This window comes from Nonomuraea sp. NPDC050536 (genome assembly GCF_044457685.1).
In the GTDB taxonomy this organism is placed as follows: domain Bacteria; phylum Actinomycetota; class Actinomycetes; order Streptosporangiales; family Streptosporangiaceae; genus Nonomuraea.
The window spans coordinates 322,807-337,350 of the sequence record NZ_JBITHD010000005.1 but is presented as its reverse complement, the minus strand read 5'-3'; the positions used below and the strand labels follow the sequence as shown (position 1 = coordinate 337,350).

The 14,544-nt window shown below is 69.5% G+C and carries 13 protein-coding genes; 6 read left to right on the top strand and 7 right to left on the bottom strand.

What is annotated here, in order from left to right:
• Positions 1-35: 35 nt before the first annotated feature.
• Positions 36-770 carry an AMP-binding protein gene (locus ACIBHX_RS17560; RefSeq protein ID WP_397068127.1) on the bottom strand — a complete coding sequence of 245 codons (735 nt, stop codon included), beginning with the start codon at positions 768-770 and terminating at the stop codon, positions 36-38.
• 121 nt (positions 771-891) lie between these two features.
• Between ACIBHX_RS17560 and ACIBHX_RS17555 the strand changes: the two genes are divergently transcribed.
• The 4 genes from ACIBHX_RS17555 to ACIBHX_RS17540 all read left to right on the top strand — a co-directional run bounded on the left by ACIBHX_RS17555 (position 892) and on the right by ACIBHX_RS17540 (position 7,728).
• Positions 892-1,434 (top strand): TetR/AcrR family transcriptional regulator, encoded by a 543-nt coding sequence (locus ACIBHX_RS17555; protein WP_397068126.1) that lies wholly within the window; start codon positions 892-894, stop codon positions 1,432-1,434.
• Positions 1,435-1,492: 58 nt separating this feature from the next.
• Positions 1,493-3,343 carry a translational GTPase TypA gene (gene typA, locus ACIBHX_RS17550; protein WP_397068125.1) on the top strand — a complete coding sequence of 617 codons (1,851 nt, stop codon included), beginning with the start codon at positions 1,493-1,495 and terminating at the stop codon, positions 3,341-3,343.
• A gap of 65 nt (positions 3,344-3,408) precedes the next feature.
• A complete protein-coding gene (locus tag ACIBHX_RS17545) occupies positions 3,409-5,919 on the top strand; it encodes a hypothetical protein (RefSeq protein ID WP_397068124.1) in 2,511 nt (836 codons plus the stop codon).
• Positions 5,920-6,093: 174 nt separating this feature from the next.
• Entirely contained in the window at positions 6,094-7,728 is a 1,635-nt protein-coding gene (locus tag ACIBHX_RS17540; protein WP_397068123.1) for a DUF2079 domain-containing protein, read from the top strand.
• Positions 7,729-8,020: 292 nt separating this feature from the next.
• On the opposite strand, the gene ACIBHX_RS17535 is transcribed toward ACIBHX_RS17540, so the two are convergent.
• The 5 genes from ACIBHX_RS17535 to ACIBHX_RS17515 all read right to left on the bottom strand — a co-directional run bounded on the left by ACIBHX_RS17535 (position 8,021) and on the right by ACIBHX_RS17515 (position 11,993).
• Complete coding sequence (locus ACIBHX_RS17535) at positions 8,021-8,671, bottom strand: DUF2461 domain-containing protein (RefSeq protein ID WP_397068122.1); 651 nt, start codon at positions 8,669-8,671, stop codon at positions 8,021-8,023.
• A gap of 30 nt (positions 8,672-8,701) precedes the next feature.
• Positions 8,702-10,204, bottom strand: coding sequence for a helicase HerA-like domain-containing protein (locus tag ACIBHX_RS17530; RefSeq protein WP_397068121.1), 1,503 nt, complete (start codon positions 10,202-10,204; stop codon positions 8,702-8,704).
• Complete coding sequence (locus ACIBHX_RS17525) at positions 10,191-10,964, bottom strand: polysaccharide deacetylase family protein (RefSeq protein WP_397068120.1); 774 nt, start codon at positions 10,962-10,964, stop codon at positions 10,191-10,193. Before ACIBHX_RS17525 ends, ACIBHX_RS17530 begins: the two co-directional genes overlap by 14 nt.
• A 27-nt stretch (positions 10,965-10,991) precedes the next feature.
• Positions 10,992-11,297, bottom strand: coding sequence for a hypothetical protein (locus ACIBHX_RS17520; RefSeq protein WP_397068119.1), 306 nt, complete (start codon positions 11,295-11,297; stop codon positions 10,992-10,994).
• Positions 11,298-11,417: 120 nt separating this feature from the next.
• Positions 11,418-11,993, bottom strand: coding sequence for a helix-turn-helix domain-containing protein (locus ACIBHX_RS17515; protein WP_397068118.1), 576 nt, complete (start codon positions 11,991-11,993; stop codon positions 11,418-11,420).
• A gap of 51 nt (positions 11,994-12,044) precedes the next feature.
• Here ACIBHX_RS17515 and ACIBHX_RS17510 point away from each other — a divergent pair, with 51 nt between their 5' ends.
• Positions 12,045-12,881: an EamA family transporter gene (locus tag ACIBHX_RS17510; RefSeq protein WP_397068117.1), complete on the top strand. Its 837-nt coding sequence runs from the start codon at positions 12,045-12,047 to the stop codon at positions 12,879-12,881.
• 28 nt (positions 12,882-12,909) lie between these two features.
• Positions 12,910-13,869: an anti-sigma factor RsbA family regulatory protein gene (locus ACIBHX_RS17505; RefSeq protein ID WP_397068116.1), complete on the top strand. Its 960-nt coding sequence runs from the start codon at positions 12,910-12,912 to the stop codon at positions 13,867-13,869.
• On the opposite strand, the gene ACIBHX_RS17500 is transcribed toward ACIBHX_RS17505, so the two are convergent.
• Entirely contained in the window at positions 13,843-14,430 is a 588-nt protein-coding gene (locus tag ACIBHX_RS17500; RefSeq protein ID WP_397068115.1) for a sigma-70 family RNA polymerase sigma factor, read from the bottom strand. The two genes, ACIBHX_RS17505 and ACIBHX_RS17500, sit on opposite strands and share 27 nt — an antisense overlap.
• Positions 14,431-14,544: the final 114 nt, after the last annotated feature.

Below are 14,544 nucleotides of genomic sequence, written 5' to 3'. Positions count from 1 at the left end.
CTGTCGCACTTGACGCGCCCTGTCATCGGTTTGCCTCAAAGTCCCAGGGAACTGATGATCGCGCGCTCGTCCACCACCCGAAGCCCCGATGCTCCCAGCAGCCTCCTGGCGATGTCGTTGGGCGCCACCACCAGCGTGGCGTGGTGTTCCTGGGCGAGCACTCTGCAGCCGATCAGGGTCGGCTCGTGCGCGATGATCACATGGGCTCCGGCCATCAGCGCCAGGTCGACGGTCCGCAGGCCGCGCATCCTGTCGGTCACCGCCGCGAGGACCACGTCGTCCTTGCCGACCGGCAGCCGCCTGGCCAGCCTGCGCAGGTCGGCGGCGAGCTCGTCGTTGTCGAACACGCGCTCGCCGTCGGGGCTCAGCGCGGGGCCCGCGAGCGGGCCGAACTCCACCGCCTGGTCGTTGAGGAGCTTGGCGTACGGCGTCGCGCCCGGGACCGGCTCGACGGTGAAGACCTGTTTGGGGCCCGGGGAGAAGTCCCGGAGGGTCACCAGCATGCTCGCCGTACCGGATGGTCTGAGGACGGCGATGCCGCCCGCCCACGCGACCGCGTGCGCCAGCACCGGGAGCATCGCACCGAAGGGGATGTCGAGGTGCACCCGGTCGCCGTAACGCAGCCCGTGCCGGCGGAAGCCGGCGGCGGTGTGCGTGACCCGTCTATTGAAAGCGGCGTAGGACAGCATCTCGCCTGTCCTGACGTCGCTCACGGCCGGCTGGTCGCCCCGCCTGGGTACGGCGGCCAGCACGAGCTCTGTCCACGTCATGCCGCCAATGTAGGAACTCCAGGAGCGGCTGCCATGCGCACAAATGTGCATCACGATATGTAGCTCTCGTTGAGCGACACGTGAACGGTTCTTGACCGTGGGGTGGACCTATTCTTGATCCGTGCCCGACGACCCCGCCGAGCGGATCCTGGACGCCGCCTACCGGCGGATGCTGGCGCACGGGCTGCGCCGCACCACGGTGGACGACGTGGCCAGGGAGGCGGGCCTGTCGCGCGTCACCGTCTACCGGCGCTTCGCCCGTAGGAGCGACCTGGTCCAGGGCGTGATGCTGCGCGAGCTGCGGCGGTTCCTGGCCGAGTTCGAGCGGGCGGTGTCACCGCTGCCGACGCTCGCCGACCAGGTCGAGGAGGGGTTCGTCGTCACGCTGCGGCTGGTGCGCGGCCATCCGCTGCTCAGCAGGCTGCTGGAGAGCGAGCCCGAGACGATCCTGCCGCAGCTGACCCTGCAGGCCGGGCCCTACCTGCGGGTGGCGCGCGAGTATCTGGCCGCGCACCTGGACTTCCCCGACGCCGAGGCTGTTTCCGAGATGTTCATCCGGCTCGCCCTGTCGTTCCTGCTGACCCCGGAGACCGCGATTCCGCTGGGAACAGAACGGGAGGCCAGGATGTTCGCCAAGAGGCACCTGGTGCCACTCCTCCCGTAGAATTGATATGTCGCGACTTCGCGCGGCCGCCCCCACGATCACAGAGCGAGACGTCACTATGCCTTTGAACAGCCGCGACGACCTGCGGAACATCGCGATCATCGCGCATGTCGACCATGGCAAGACCACGCTGGTCGACGCCATGCTCTGGCAGTCCGGGGCGTTCCGCGCCAACCAGGACGTCGACGACCGGGTCATGGACTCCAACGATCTGGAGCGCGAGAAGGGCATCACCATTCTCGCGAAGAACACCGCTGTCAAGCACAGCGGCATGACCCTCAACATCATCGACACCCCCGGCCACGCCGACTTCGGCGGCGAGGTCGAGCGTGGGCTGTCCATGGTCGACGGGGTCGTGCTGCTGGTCGACGCCTCCGAGGGCCCGCTGCCGCAGACGCGGTTCGTGCTGCGCAAGGCGTTCGCCGCGAAGATGCCGGTGATCCTGTGCATCAACAAGGTCGACCGGCCCGACGCGCGCATCAAGGAAGTCGTCGACGAGGTCTACGAGCTGTTCATGGACCTCGACGCGACCGAGGAGCAGATCGACTTCCCGATCGTCTACGCCTCGGCCAAGGCCGGGCGCGCCTCGATGAATCGGCCCGACGACGGCGGCATGCCCGACTCCGAGGACCTCGAGCCGCTGTTCGACATCATCAAGTCGACGATCCCCGCTCCGGTATACGACCCGGCGGCGCCGCTGCAGGCCCACGTCACCAACCTCGACGCCTCCTCCTACCTGGGCCGGATCGCGCTGTGCCGCATCCACCAGGGCACGCTGAAGAAGGGCCAGCAGGTGGCCTGGTGCCGCATCGACGGCACGATCCAGCGGGTCAAGCTCACCGAGCTGCTGATGACCGAGGCGCTCGAGCGCAAGCCCGCCGACGAGGCGGGTCCCGGCGACATCGTGGCGATCGCCGGCATCCCGGACATCATGATCGGCGAGACGCTGGCCGACCCCGACGACCCGCGCCCGCTGCCGCTGATCACCGTCGACGAGCCCGCCATCTCGATGACCATCGGCACCAACACCTCGCCGCTCGTGGGCAAGGTCAAGGGGTCCAAGGTCACCGCCCGGATGGTCAAGGACCGTCTCGAGAAGGAGCTCGTCGGCAACGTCTCGCTGCGCGTGCTGCCCACCGACCGGCCCGACGCCTGGGAGGTGCAGGGCCGCGGCGAGCTGGCGCTGGCCATCCTGGTCGAGCAGATGCGCCGCGAGGGCTACGAGCTGACCGTGGGCAAGCCGCAGGTCGTCACCAAGACCATCGACGGCAAGCTGCACGAGCCGGTGGAGCGGCTGACGGTCGACTGCCCCGAGGAGTACCTCGGCGCGGTCACGCAGCTGCTGGCCGTACGCAAGGGCCGCATGGAGCACATGACCAACCACGGCACCGGGTGGATCCGGATGGAGTTCGTGGTCCCGGCGCGTGGGCTGATCGGCTTCCGGACCGAGTTCCTCACCGAGACGCGCGGCACCGGGCTGGTTCACCACGTGTTCGACTCCTACGAGCCGTGGTTCGGCGAGCTGCGCACCCGTAACAACGGCTCGCTGGTGGCCGACCGCTCCGGCCCCGTCACCGCCTTCGCCATGCTCAACCTGCAGGAGCGCGGCGTCCTGTTCGTCTCCCCCACCACCGAGGTGTACGAGGGGATGATCGTCGGCGAGAACTCGCGGTCGGACGACATGGATGTGAACATCACCAAGGAGAAGAAGCTCACGAACATGCGCTCGTCCACCTCCGAGGAGACCGAGAAGGTCATCCCGCCCCGGCAGCTGTCGCTGGAGCAGGCCCTGGAGTTCATCCGTGAGGACGAGTGCGTGGAGATCACTCCTGACGCGGTGCGCATCCGCAAGGTCGTGCTCGACGCCGCCATCCGCGGCCGGGCCGCCGCCCGGGCGAAGCGCTCGTAGGGTCGTAATCACACCGTTACGGCTTGTCGTAGAACATTGTCACGACCGCGTGGATCATCCTCACTGTGGGGGTGCTCCGGATGGTCGTGGCCTACGGGCTGGCCGTGGTGTCAGCGGGGGCCATCGTCTGGTGTGCCGCTGTCGCCCGGCCGGTGCGGGGCGCGCAGCCGTCGGTGACCTCCGCCCAGGTGTATCCGTGGCAGGTGTCTGCCGTGCAGCGCCGGCCAGGGGTGGAGCGGGAGCGCGTGGCCACCACCGACATCCAGGTCGGCCCGGCCACCCGCGCCGACCTGGCCGGCGCGCTGCAGGGGCGGCTGGACGGGCGGCAGAGCCAGGTCAAGGTGACGATCACGCACCGCCTGCGCATGGCCGAGGCCGACTACCTGGTCCCCATCCTGCGGCAGGGGCTCGACCCGCCGGACAGCGTCCAGCACTTCACCGACGACGGGTTCGGCGCCGTCAAGATCAACGGCTTCGCGCTGGCGCCCACCACGCGGCTGGCGCCCCGCCTGTCCTCCTTCGCGGGCCTGACGACCGCCGAGTTCACCGTCACGCTGCTGCGCCAGCTGCCGCGCGGAGAAGTGCTCAAGCTGGACTTCAACGCGCCGCTGGCCAAGCCGCTGCTGGTGGTGACCCGCACGGTCACGCTGACGCCCGTGGGCTGGACCGTGACCGGGCTGCAGGGCGTCCAGCCGGATGACGAGGGCCAGCGGCGCCTGCAGTTCACCGTCGGGGCCAACCGGGTCACGCTGGCGCTCGCGCCCTCCTTCTTCGCGTATCCCGAGGCCGAGGCGCACGACGACGTCTCCTGGGGTACCGCGCTCGGCATCCTGACCGCGATCGTGCTGATCGTGCTGCTGCTCCGGTCGCTCGGCACGGCCTGGTGGCAGCGCCTGGCCAACCGCGAGCTGGTCGTCGGGCTGGTGCTGGCGGCGCCCACGCTGCTGATCCCGCTGTTCGACCCCGCTCTGGCGCCCATCTCCTATGTGATCCTCTTCCTCGCTCTACCCGCGCTCGCCGTACGGCACGCCGCCCGGGTGGTGCCGACCAGCCCGCCGTGGACGACCACGGACGTGCTCGGCGTGACCGCGCTCGGGGTCGTCGTCGGCTTCGGCATGCTGACCTGGTCGTGGCTGCACCAGCAGCTGCCCGGTCCCGTCCTGGTGGCCACGGCGCTCGCGGCCGCGGTCGCCGCCGCGGGCTCGGCGATCGCCTTCAGCGCCGACCTCGGCGTGCCCATCGTCGTCGTACGGCTGGCCCTGCTGTGGGCCGGGGCGGCGGTCGGGCTGCTCGCGCTGGCCCTGTGGACACGGGCGCTGCTGACCGGGGTGTACCCGCCCGACAGCGTCCGGCTGGTCCTGGGGCTCTTCTGGTCGATCATCCCGATCGCCACCGTGGCGGTGGCGACCCGGGGCTGGTCGCGGGTGACCGTACTGGGCATCGTCGTGGTCAGCCTGCTCGTGCAGGGGTGGCCGACCGAGTGGCTGGACGCCGGGTCGTGGAGCCTGCCGCTGCCCGAGAAGCTGCCGTCCATCGGGCCGTTCGAGCTCACGCCGCTGATGCGCGGGGTCTTCGGGCTGTTGCTGCTCGGGTTCGTGCTGCTGGTGCTGCGGCTGCGCCGGCTCGGCGACTCGGTGGCGGAGGGCGACCGGCCCGCGGCGGGGGCCACGATGATCATCGTGCTGATGGTGCTCTACCTGACGCCGCGGGGCACCGTCACGGTCGCCGACAGCCAGGTGCCGCTGCCGGTGCTGTCGATCACCTCGATCGTGGCCTGGGTGACGGCCCGGTGGCTGCTCGCGCGCACGCATCCGCCGTTCGCCGAGCCCGCCACGCCCGCCGAGCATCGGGAGCTGGTCAGGAACGCGTTGCACCGGCGGCTCCTGCAGATCTCCGAGCAGGAGCTGTACCGGCTGGGGCGGGGGCGGCTCGGATCTGGGGAGATGACGCTGGGGGACTTCGACCGGCGGCGGCGCGATCTGGAGCGGGCGCTGCACGCCGATGGCAGGGAGAGCGCCTTCGGGACGGCGGCGGGCTGCTCGCCCTGGCACAACGGGGTGAACGCTTTCGTCATCAGTCTGCTTTTGAGCTTGCCGTTCCTGCTCGTGTACGGCTGGCCGGCGGGTCCCGATCTTTCCAGTTTCCTCTTCGATTCCCGATATTTGCTGACTCTTCCGGCTTTTGGGTTTTTGTACGGATATTTCTATCCGCGGTTGCGGGGGACGCAGCCGATGACCAAGGCGCTTCACCTGATGGTGGCGGCGCTGCTCACCGAGCTGTCCGGATATTTGCCGACACTCTTCCAGCCGGATCTCGGGGCGCTGGACAAGGTCCAGGTCGTCGCCATCGTGGTGGGTAAGGTGGCGCTGGTGTCGCTCGGGCTCGGGCTCTACTGGGAGTGGCGGATCATGCACCTCGCCGGGGAGCCCTGGGGGCGGGTGCGCAACATCCGCAGCATCCGCAGCCTCGCCACGCCCCTCATCGCCGTCATCATCGCCTTCGGCACCGCCGCCGCCACCACAGCCGCCGGCCAAACCGTAGAACACATCCTCCAAGGCGCCACCCAATCCCCCTAACCCCTCACTGGCTGCGGCCTTGGGGCTCACGGGTTACGGCAGGCCGCGTGAGCGTCACGGGTGTGCTTCGGCGGAGGCGGTTCTCTGGGGTGGGCCGGCCGTACTTGGGATGGCTTGGGCGTGGATAGGGTGCGGGGATCGGCCCGTGTGGGGCGGGCGTGCGGGGAGGTGGCGGTGCGGCGGGGGGATCGGGTCGGGGTGGCGGTCCTCGCCGGGGCGGCGGCCGTCGTCTACGTGGTGTTGTCCCTCGTCAGGGTGGCCAACTTCAAGGCGGGGGCCTACGACCTGGTGATCTTCGACCAGGCCGTGCGGTCGTACTCGAGGTTCCAGCTGCCGATCGCGATCGTCAAGGGCGTGCACAACGACTTCGGCGCCGGGTTCAGCGTGCTGGGGGATCACTGGTCGCCGATCCTGGCCGTGCTGGCGCCGCTGTACTGGGTGTTCGACGGGCCGGTGACGCTGCTCGTGGCGCAGGCCGTACTGCTCGCCGCGGCGGTGGTCCCGCTGTGGGTGTTCACGTGGCGCGCGCTCGGCAGGTGGCCGGCGTACGCGGTGTCCGCGGCCTACGCGATCTCCTGGCCGGTGGCCGAGACCGTGGCGTTCGACTTCCACGAGGTGGCCTTCGTGCCGCTGCTGACCGGGCTGATGCTGGAACGCTGGCAGGCCGGACGGCGACTGCCCGTCATCCTGGCGGCCGTGGCGCTGCTGTGCGTCAAGGAGGACATGGGGCTGCTGGTCGCCGGGTTCGGGCTCTTTCTGCTCACCCGGGCGGGGTGGCGGGTCATGGGCGTCTCGTTCGTGGTCGGGGGGCTCGTCTACACCTGGCTCGCCACGCAGGTGCTCGTCCCCGCCTTCGGTGGGCGGCCTGACTACTACTGGGCGTACGGCGCGCTCGGGCCGAACGTCTCGGGCGTCGTCAGGACCGCGGTGACGGACCCGCTCGCGGTCGTCGCCCAACTCTGGACGCCCCCGGTCAAACTCGCCACGCTCGGCCTCCTGCTCGCCGTCACCTTGGGCGCGGCGCTGCTGTCACCGCTGGTCCTGGCCACGGTGCCGCTGCTGGCGGAGCGCCTGCTGGCCAGTTCCTTCCCCAACTGGTGGGTGCCCGCGTACCACTACAACGCCTTCCTCATCGTGACCGTCTTCGCCGCCGCGGTCGACGGCCTGTCCCGCCTCCGCCCACACGAACGCCCAGCGACCCCCCATGCCCTGCCGACTCAGTCCTCTGTACGGCCGGCACAGTCGCCCGCGTGGCTAGGGCGCCTGTCATGGCCCACTGGACGGTTGGGCCGGGCGCGCGAACGGCTGGTACGGTCGCTCGCGTGGCTGGGGCGGATGGGCGAACGGCTGGCATGGCCGCCCGCGTGGCTCGGGCGGGCGCGCGAGAGGGTCGGGCGGTCGTGGGATTGGGTGGTGCGGGGGTGGGCCGCCGGCGTGCTGGCGTTCGCCGTCGGGGCGGTGCCGTTCTTCTCGTTGGCGCAGGTGGCGGATCCTGAGTCGTACCGGATCGATCAGCGGGAGCGGGCTGCCGCGGCGGCGGTCGCCAAGGTGCCGGACGGGGTGCTGGTCGAGGCTGCCAACAACCTGGCACCCGCACTCACGGCCCGCGACCGGGTCCTCCTGTGGGACCGTACCCCCCGCTGGGCGCCGTGGGTGGTAGCCGACCAGAGCCGCAAGACGTTCCCCTTCAAGGACCTCACCGAACAGCAGGCCCGCATCCACCTCCTCCTGGCCAACGGCTACCAGCAGATCTACGCCTCAACCGACTACATAGTCCTCCACCGCCCCGGCCCCGACCCCACCCTCTAACCACCGCGACACGGCGCCGAGCACCACCGCACAACGTCCCGCCGACGCGGCACCAGCGGGTGGCCGCGTCGGCGGGACGGGTCACCGCGTGCCGTATGCCGCGGGGCCACCGCCTTCCACGCCCGCGGATCGCCTGCCCGACGTCGCGTGATCACCAGCCACTACGCGCTCGAGATCGGCTGCCCCGCGTCACGGAATCACCAGGGCGCTTGCCGAACCAGGGCGCTGGGTTCCGCGTGACGTGGGTCCGGGCCCGTGGCGTGCGTGGCGGGATGCCGGGGGCTGCGGAGGGTTAGCGGCGGGGGAGTTCGGAGGCGCGGACGTGGGTGGAGAGCCAGTCGAGCAAGGGGGCGTAGGCGCGCCAGGTTTGGCGGACGCGGTCGATGACCTCGGGGGTGTGGATCCAGGGTTCCGGGTCGAAGCGGCGGCCGGCGTAGAGGGAGCGGTGGCGGAGGAGGTCGAGGCGGGGGTGGCCCTCCGGGACGCCGCGGGGGCGGGTTTTGAGGCGGTCTCCGTCGATGGAGTAGCCTGCGGCGCGGAGCGCGTCCACGATGGATTCGAGGGGTTTGCCGGAGATGTCCTCGTCCACGGCGGCACGGAAGCGGGCCACCTGGTCGGAGGCCTGCGTGTAGACGCCGCCCGCCGTGTAGAGGCCGGAGGCGTCCAGCTGGACGTAGAGCCCGATCCCGGGCACGAAGTCGACGAAGGCGCCCTGGTGCGTCTTGTACGGCGACTTGTCCTTGGAGAAACGGACGTCGCGGTAGGGACGGAAGAGCTGCGCCTCACCGAACTCGCCGGCCAGCGCGTCGGTGAGCGCGACCATGGGCGCCCGCACGGCATCGTCGTAGAAGTGCTTGTGCCGCGTGAAGTACGTCTTGCTGTTGTCAGCCTCGAGCCCCTCGTAGAACACGAAGGCCTCGTCGGGAAAGCCGGTGAACCCCATGCGGACAAGGGTGCCACGCCGCGCCGACAGTTACCGCCGCCGCCGTGCCGTACCGAAGATCGACCTGCTGATCTCGCGCCCGAGCGAGCTGGCAGCCGACCGGGCGAAGGACTTGAAGACGGACGAACCCAGCACGGACTCGAGCACCGACGACTGCTCCTCCCGCCGAGGCGCCGGCTCCTCAGAAACCTCGTGAGCAGGAGGCGCGAGCCGAGCGGCCAGGATCTCGTAGGCCGACTGGCGGTCGATGGGCTCGGCGTACTTGGGCCGCAACGGCGACCCGGCGATCACCGACTGCACGAACGCTGGATCTGAAGGCCCCATCCGCGTCTGCGGAGCCAGGATCCGCGTCCAGACCACCGGCGTCGGGATGCCCTCCTCCCCCAGCACGGTCACGATCGCCTCGCCGATCCCGAGCTGGGTCAGCACCTCCTCCAGGTCGTAGGAGGAGTGGGGGAACGTCGAGACCGTGGCGCGCAGCGCCTTGGCGTCCTGCGGCGTGAAGGCCCGCAGCGCGTGCTGCACCCGGGCGCCGAGCTGCGCCAGCACGTCGGAGGGCACGTCCTTGGGCGTCTGCGTGACGAAGAACACGCCGACCCCCTTGGACCTGATCAGCCGCACGGTCTGCGTGATCGAGCGCAGGAACTCCTTGGAGGCGTCGGTGAACAGCAGGTGCGCCTCGTCGAAGAAGAACACCAGCTTGGGCTTGTCCACGTCCCCCACCTCGGGCAGCCCGCTGAACAGGTCGGCGAGCAGCCACATCAGGAAGGTGGAGAACAGAGCAGGCCGATCCTGTACGGCAGGCAGCTCCAGAACCGAGACGACGCCCCGCCCGTCGGGAGCCACCCGCATCAGGTCGGCCGTGTCGAACTCGGGCTCGCCGAAGAACTGGTCGGCCCCCTCCGCGGACAGGTTAGTCAGGGACCGCAGGATCACCCCGGCGGTCTGCTTGGACAGCCCGCCCACGCCCTTGAGCGCGTCGGGGTTGTCGATGAGGTATTGGATGACCGACTGCAGGTCCTTCATGTCGAGCAGCGGCAGCCCCTGCTGGTCGGCGAAGTGGAAGATCAGCCCGAGCGAGGACTCCTGGGTCTCGTTGAGCCCCATCACCTTCGACAGCAACGTGGGTCCGAACGAGCTCATCGTGGCCCGCAGCGGGATCCCCTCGCCGATCCCGCCCAGCGCGTAGAACTCGGTGGGGCAGGCCTGCGGCTTCCAGTCCTGCCCGAGCCCGGCGGTGCGCTTGAGCAGCTTGTCCGAGGACTCCCCCGGTGAGGCGATCCCGGACAGGTCGCCCTTGACGTCGGCCAGGAAGACCGGGACGCCCTGCGCCGACAGCTGTTCGGCCATCACCTGCAGCGTGATGGTCTTGCCTGAACCGGTGGCGCCGGCGACCAGGCCGTGGCGGTTGAGCATCCGCAGCGGCAGCCGGACCTGCGCCTCGGGAACTCCTTCGCCGTCGACGGCCAGCGCGCCGAGATCCACGGTCGGCCCGTCGAAGCTGTAACCCTTGATCACTTCATCTTTCAACATATTTCCTGCCTGGTACCAGCGGCTTGCCGAACAGATCGGGGACGGTCACGAACGTGTAGCCCTTGTGCTTGAGCTTGTCGATCAGCCGGGGCACGGCTGCGACGGTGGTGCGGTGGATGTCGTGCATGAGGATGATCGAGCCGGGTTTGGCGGCTCCGGCGCGCCTGGCCACGATCGAGGAGACGCGGTCGCGCCAGTCGTTCGTGTCGACGGTCCACAGGATCTGCGCCAGCCCCTCGCGCCGGCACTCGGCCGCGACGCGGCGATCGGTCGCCCCGTACGGCGGGCGCATCATGCGCATGTGGACACCTGTCAGCCGCTTGACCAGCCGCTCGGTGCGCGTGAGCTGGTACCTGATCCCGGGCCTGGAGAGCATCGACAGTTGCGGGTGATTCCAGGTGTGGTTGCCGATCTCATGGCCCTCGGCCAGGATCCTGCGCACGGTCCGGCCCCTGTCGGCGGCGACGCTCTGCCCGATCAGGAAGAACGTGGCCTTGACGCCGCGCCGGTGCAGGATGTCGAGCAGGTGGTTGGTGTACGGGCCCGGCCCGTCGTCGAAGGTGAGCGCGACGCACTTGACCCGCCGGCAGTTGGGTTTGGCGGGCCAGCCGGGCTGCATGGCGATGAGCCGTTTGGCCAGGGTGCTGCGATCGACGACCATCGGCGGGAGCGCCGGGACCGCAGGCACGTCCATCAGCGGATGGATCGCCCCGCATCCCGCCACCGCCAGCAACGCCAGCGGTGCCACCCAGGCGCGCATGCTTCCCCCCGAAAGCACATGCGGGGGTTACGGATATTCCTGGGCCGGGTCCCCCCGCAGTTCCTTGGCCAGGTCGTCCCACCAAGGTGGGATATCCGCCTGCAGTTCGGTATAGCGACGCGCCACTCTTATGGCACATCCAACCGGATCCGTACCCAAATGCCGACGTTGCACCGTCCCTTCCTGCCAGCGGTAAAGGCCGTCCCTGTAGCGCACGACCAGACCGATCCAGACCGACAGGGTCGCCTCGTCACCCACGTCGTAAGCGGTGGTCACACCGAGTGTCTGCAGCTCCGCACGGAGCTTCTCCGTCGCCGCGCCGGACTCGGTCACAGGCTTCCCCCTGCTGACGATTCGCCGCACACCAAGGGATGTACCCAGCATTGGCCACCAGGCGTCAAGGACATGGAGTAATCATGGAACTCCGTCAAGTGATCTGGAGCCGTTCCGCCGTTATTGGTCGGTAACCTCGCGCGGCTCCGCCACGACCATGATCAACCGAAGATCCTCCGTACCCAGATTCGCGTAACGATGCGGGCGATCGGCGGTGAACAGGACGGCGTCGTCGGTCCGGACGACGTGGCTCTTGCCGTACACCGTCAGGGTCAGCTCCCCCGCGAGCACGGTCAGCATCTCGCGGGTGCCGGGTGGGTGGGCGTCGCCGTCGTGGTGCTCTCCCGGCGCCAGGTGCCAGTCCCACAGCTCCAGGATCATCGGCGAGTCGGCGCCGACGAGCAGCCTGGCCTGCACGGCGCCCTGGTCGAAGGTGACCACGTCGGACTTGTCGACGATGCGGACCACGGGCACGTCGGAGACCTCCACGAGCCGTGCCACGGTGACGCCGAGCGCGGAGGCGATCCGGGTGAGCGTCGACACGCTGGGGTTGGTCCTGCCCTGCTCGACCTGGACGAGCATCCCCCTGCTCACGCCCGATCTGGCGGCCAGCGCGTCCAGCGTGAGCCCCCGATGAGAACGCTGGGCGCGCACGTTGTTCGCGATGGCCTGCGTGATCGTTTCTGGATCCTCCACAAAGGACACTATATTGTCCTAGTAGTGTATTTGACTGAACTGAGGTGAAATGTGACCGCGGTGATCCTGGCGACCGCCTGCGCGGTGGTGTACGGCACGGCCGACTTCTTCGGCGGACTGGCCACCAAGCGATCCCGCGTGCTCTCGGTCGTGGCGCTGTCGCAGTCGGCCGGGTTGATCCTGATCCTGGCGCTGCTGCCGATCCTGCCCGGCCACTTCGACGAGCGGGCGTTGCTGTGGGGGCTTGCCTCGGGCGTCGCCGGCGCGGCCGGGCTGGTGCTGTTCTACCGGGCGCTGGCCAGGGGCGTGATGTCCGTGGTCGCGCCCACCACGGCGGTGACCTCGGCCGCGCTGCCGGTCCTGTTCGGCCTGGTGACCGGGGAGCGTCCGCACCCCGTGGCACTGGCGGGGATCGTGCTCGCGCTGGCCTCGGTGCTGCTGGTCAGTCAGGACCGCGGCGGCGCGCGGAAGACCTCGCTGAGCTCGGTGCTCATCGCCCTGGCGGCGGGTGCGGGCTTCGGCGGCTTCTTCATCCTGCTCGCCCTGGCACCCGACGACACCGGCATGTGGCCGCTGGTCGGGGCCAGGATGTCCTCGCTGGCCATGGTGGTGCTGCTGGCCGTGGTGACACGGCGCACGCTCAAGCCGTCCGGCGGCTCGCTGCACATCATCCTCGCGGCCGGTGTGCTCGACATGGCCGCCAACGTGCTCTACCTGCTGGCCAAGCAGCACGGGCTGCTCAGCCTGGTCGCCGTGCTCGTCTCCCTCTACCCGGCCAGCACGCTGCTGCTGGCCCGCCAGGTGCTCGGTGAACGGCTGCGCGGAATCCAGATCGCGGGGGTCGCCTGCGCGCTGGGAGCGGTGGCGCTCATCGCCTCCGTTGCATAGCTAGACAAACGCTTGCTACGGTTCGGCCGTGCACCCGGAGCGGGCACGTTCAACTACCGAGTCGTTGAAGCACATTACGGTGCCTTACGGCTCTGATGAGGCATTTCTCCGACTCATCGTCCCTCGGGTGCGCGCCGCCCTGGCCGACGGCAGGCGGGTGCTGGCGATCACCGACCGGGCCAAGCTCGATCTGCTGACCGACGCGCTCGGCAGCGACGCCGCCGGGGTCGACCGGCGCGAGGCCGCCTCCTGGTACGCCCATCCGCCCAGGGCGCTGGCCGCCGGCCACGAGTACGTCCGTGGCCGCCGCACGCTCGTGATCGGCGAACCGGTCTGGGCGGGCAGGAGTGAGCGCGAGGTACGCGAGTGGATCCGCTACGAGTCCGTGGTCAACGCCGCGTTCGGCGACGTCCCGGCGACCATGCTGTGCCTGTATGACGTGCGGGTGGTGCCGCCCGCCGTACTCGAGTACGGCCCGCTCACCCACCCCTTCGAGCTGGGCGAGGGCGGCGAGAACCCGAGCGAGGGCTTCGTGCCGCCGCACGAGCTGGTGCTCAACGGCGACAGGGCGCCGCTGCCGGGACCGAGCGGCACGACCCGTTCCGCCGACTTCACCGCCCGGGAGCTCAAACGGCTGCGCCAGACCGTCGGCGACTACGCCAGGGCGGCGGGCATGGACCGCAATCTGATCGCCTCGCTGGTGCTGAGCGTGTCGGAGATCGCGGCCAACAGCGTCGAGCACGGCGCCGGCCACGGCACGATCACGATGTGGGTCAACGGCAGGGAGCTGGTCTGCGAGATAACCGAGCCCGGCGGCGCACTCGACGACCCGCTGCCGGGCTACATACCACCAGAGCCCGAATCCCCTCGGGGATACGGGCTCTGGATAAGTCGTCAGCTGTGCGATCTGGTGGAACTGCGCGCCGGGAACGGGATGCTCAGGGTGCGCCTGCACATGGGCTTAGGCGGCGGCGCGCTGGGCGGGTAGCCGGATGGCACCCTCCTCGCGGGCGTACCCCTCGAGCATGCCGCGCAGCTGGCGGCGGCCTCGGTGCAGACGGGACATGACCGTGCCGATCGGCGTGCCCATCCTCTCCGCGATCTCCTTGTAGGCGAAGCCCTCGACGTCGGCCAGGTAGACGGCGACGCGGAAGTCATCGGGCAGGGAGCGCAGCGCGTTCATCACGACGTTGTCCGGGAGCCGGTCGAGCGCCTCGGCCTCGGCGGACTTCAGCCCGGTCGAGGTGTGCGACTCGGCGGCGTGCAGCTGCCAGTCCTCGATGTCCTCGGCGGCCGAGAGCTTCGGAGAGCGCTGCTTCTTCCGGTAGTCGTTGATGAAGTTGTTGGTGAGGATGCGATGCAGCCAGGCCTTGAGGTTGGTGCCCTCGCGGAACTGGTGGTAGGACGTGTACGCCTTGGCGACCGTCTCCTGGACCAGGTCCTCGGCGTCGGCGGTGTTGCGGGTCAGGCGCATCGCGGAGGCGAACAGCTGCGAGGTCACGGGCACGACGTCGCGCTCGAACCAGTCCTGACGCTGCTCTTCGGTCATAGTGATCAATTCATTCCCCCTTGCGCTATCCCCCATTTTCGGCACATGCCGCCGACAGCTTCGCCATCTTCGCAAACCACACGTAAGGGCTGCGTTAACAGTTCTGCCTGGTCA

What these genes read in the sequence shown, in the direction of transcription:
- ACIBHX_RS17560 (WP_397068127.1), bottom strand. Translation starts at nt 770, where the DNA reads ATGACGTGGACAGAGCTCGTGCTGGCCGCCGTACCCAGGCGGGGCGAC.
- typA (WP_397068125.1), top strand. Translation starts at nt 1,493, where the DNA reads ATGCCTTTGAACAGCCGCGACGACCTGCGGAACATCGCGATCATCGCG.
- ACIBHX_RS17535 (WP_397068122.1), bottom strand. Translation starts at nt 8,671, where the DNA reads ATGGGGTTCACCGGCTTTCCCGACGAGGCCTTCGTGTTCTACGAGGGG.
- ACIBHX_RS17530 (WP_397068121.1), bottom strand. Translation starts at nt 10,204, where the DNA reads ATGTTGAAAGATGAAGTGATCAAGGGTTACAGCTTCGACGGGCCGACC.
- ACIBHX_RS17525 (WP_397068120.1), bottom strand. Translation starts at nt 10,964, where the DNA reads ATGCGCGCCTGGGTGGCACCGCTGGCGTTGCTGGCGGTGGCGGGATGC.
- ACIBHX_RS17500 (WP_397068115.1), bottom strand. Translation starts at nt 14,430, where the DNA reads ATGACCGAAGAGCAGCGTCAGGACTGGTTCGAGCGCGACGTCGTGCCC.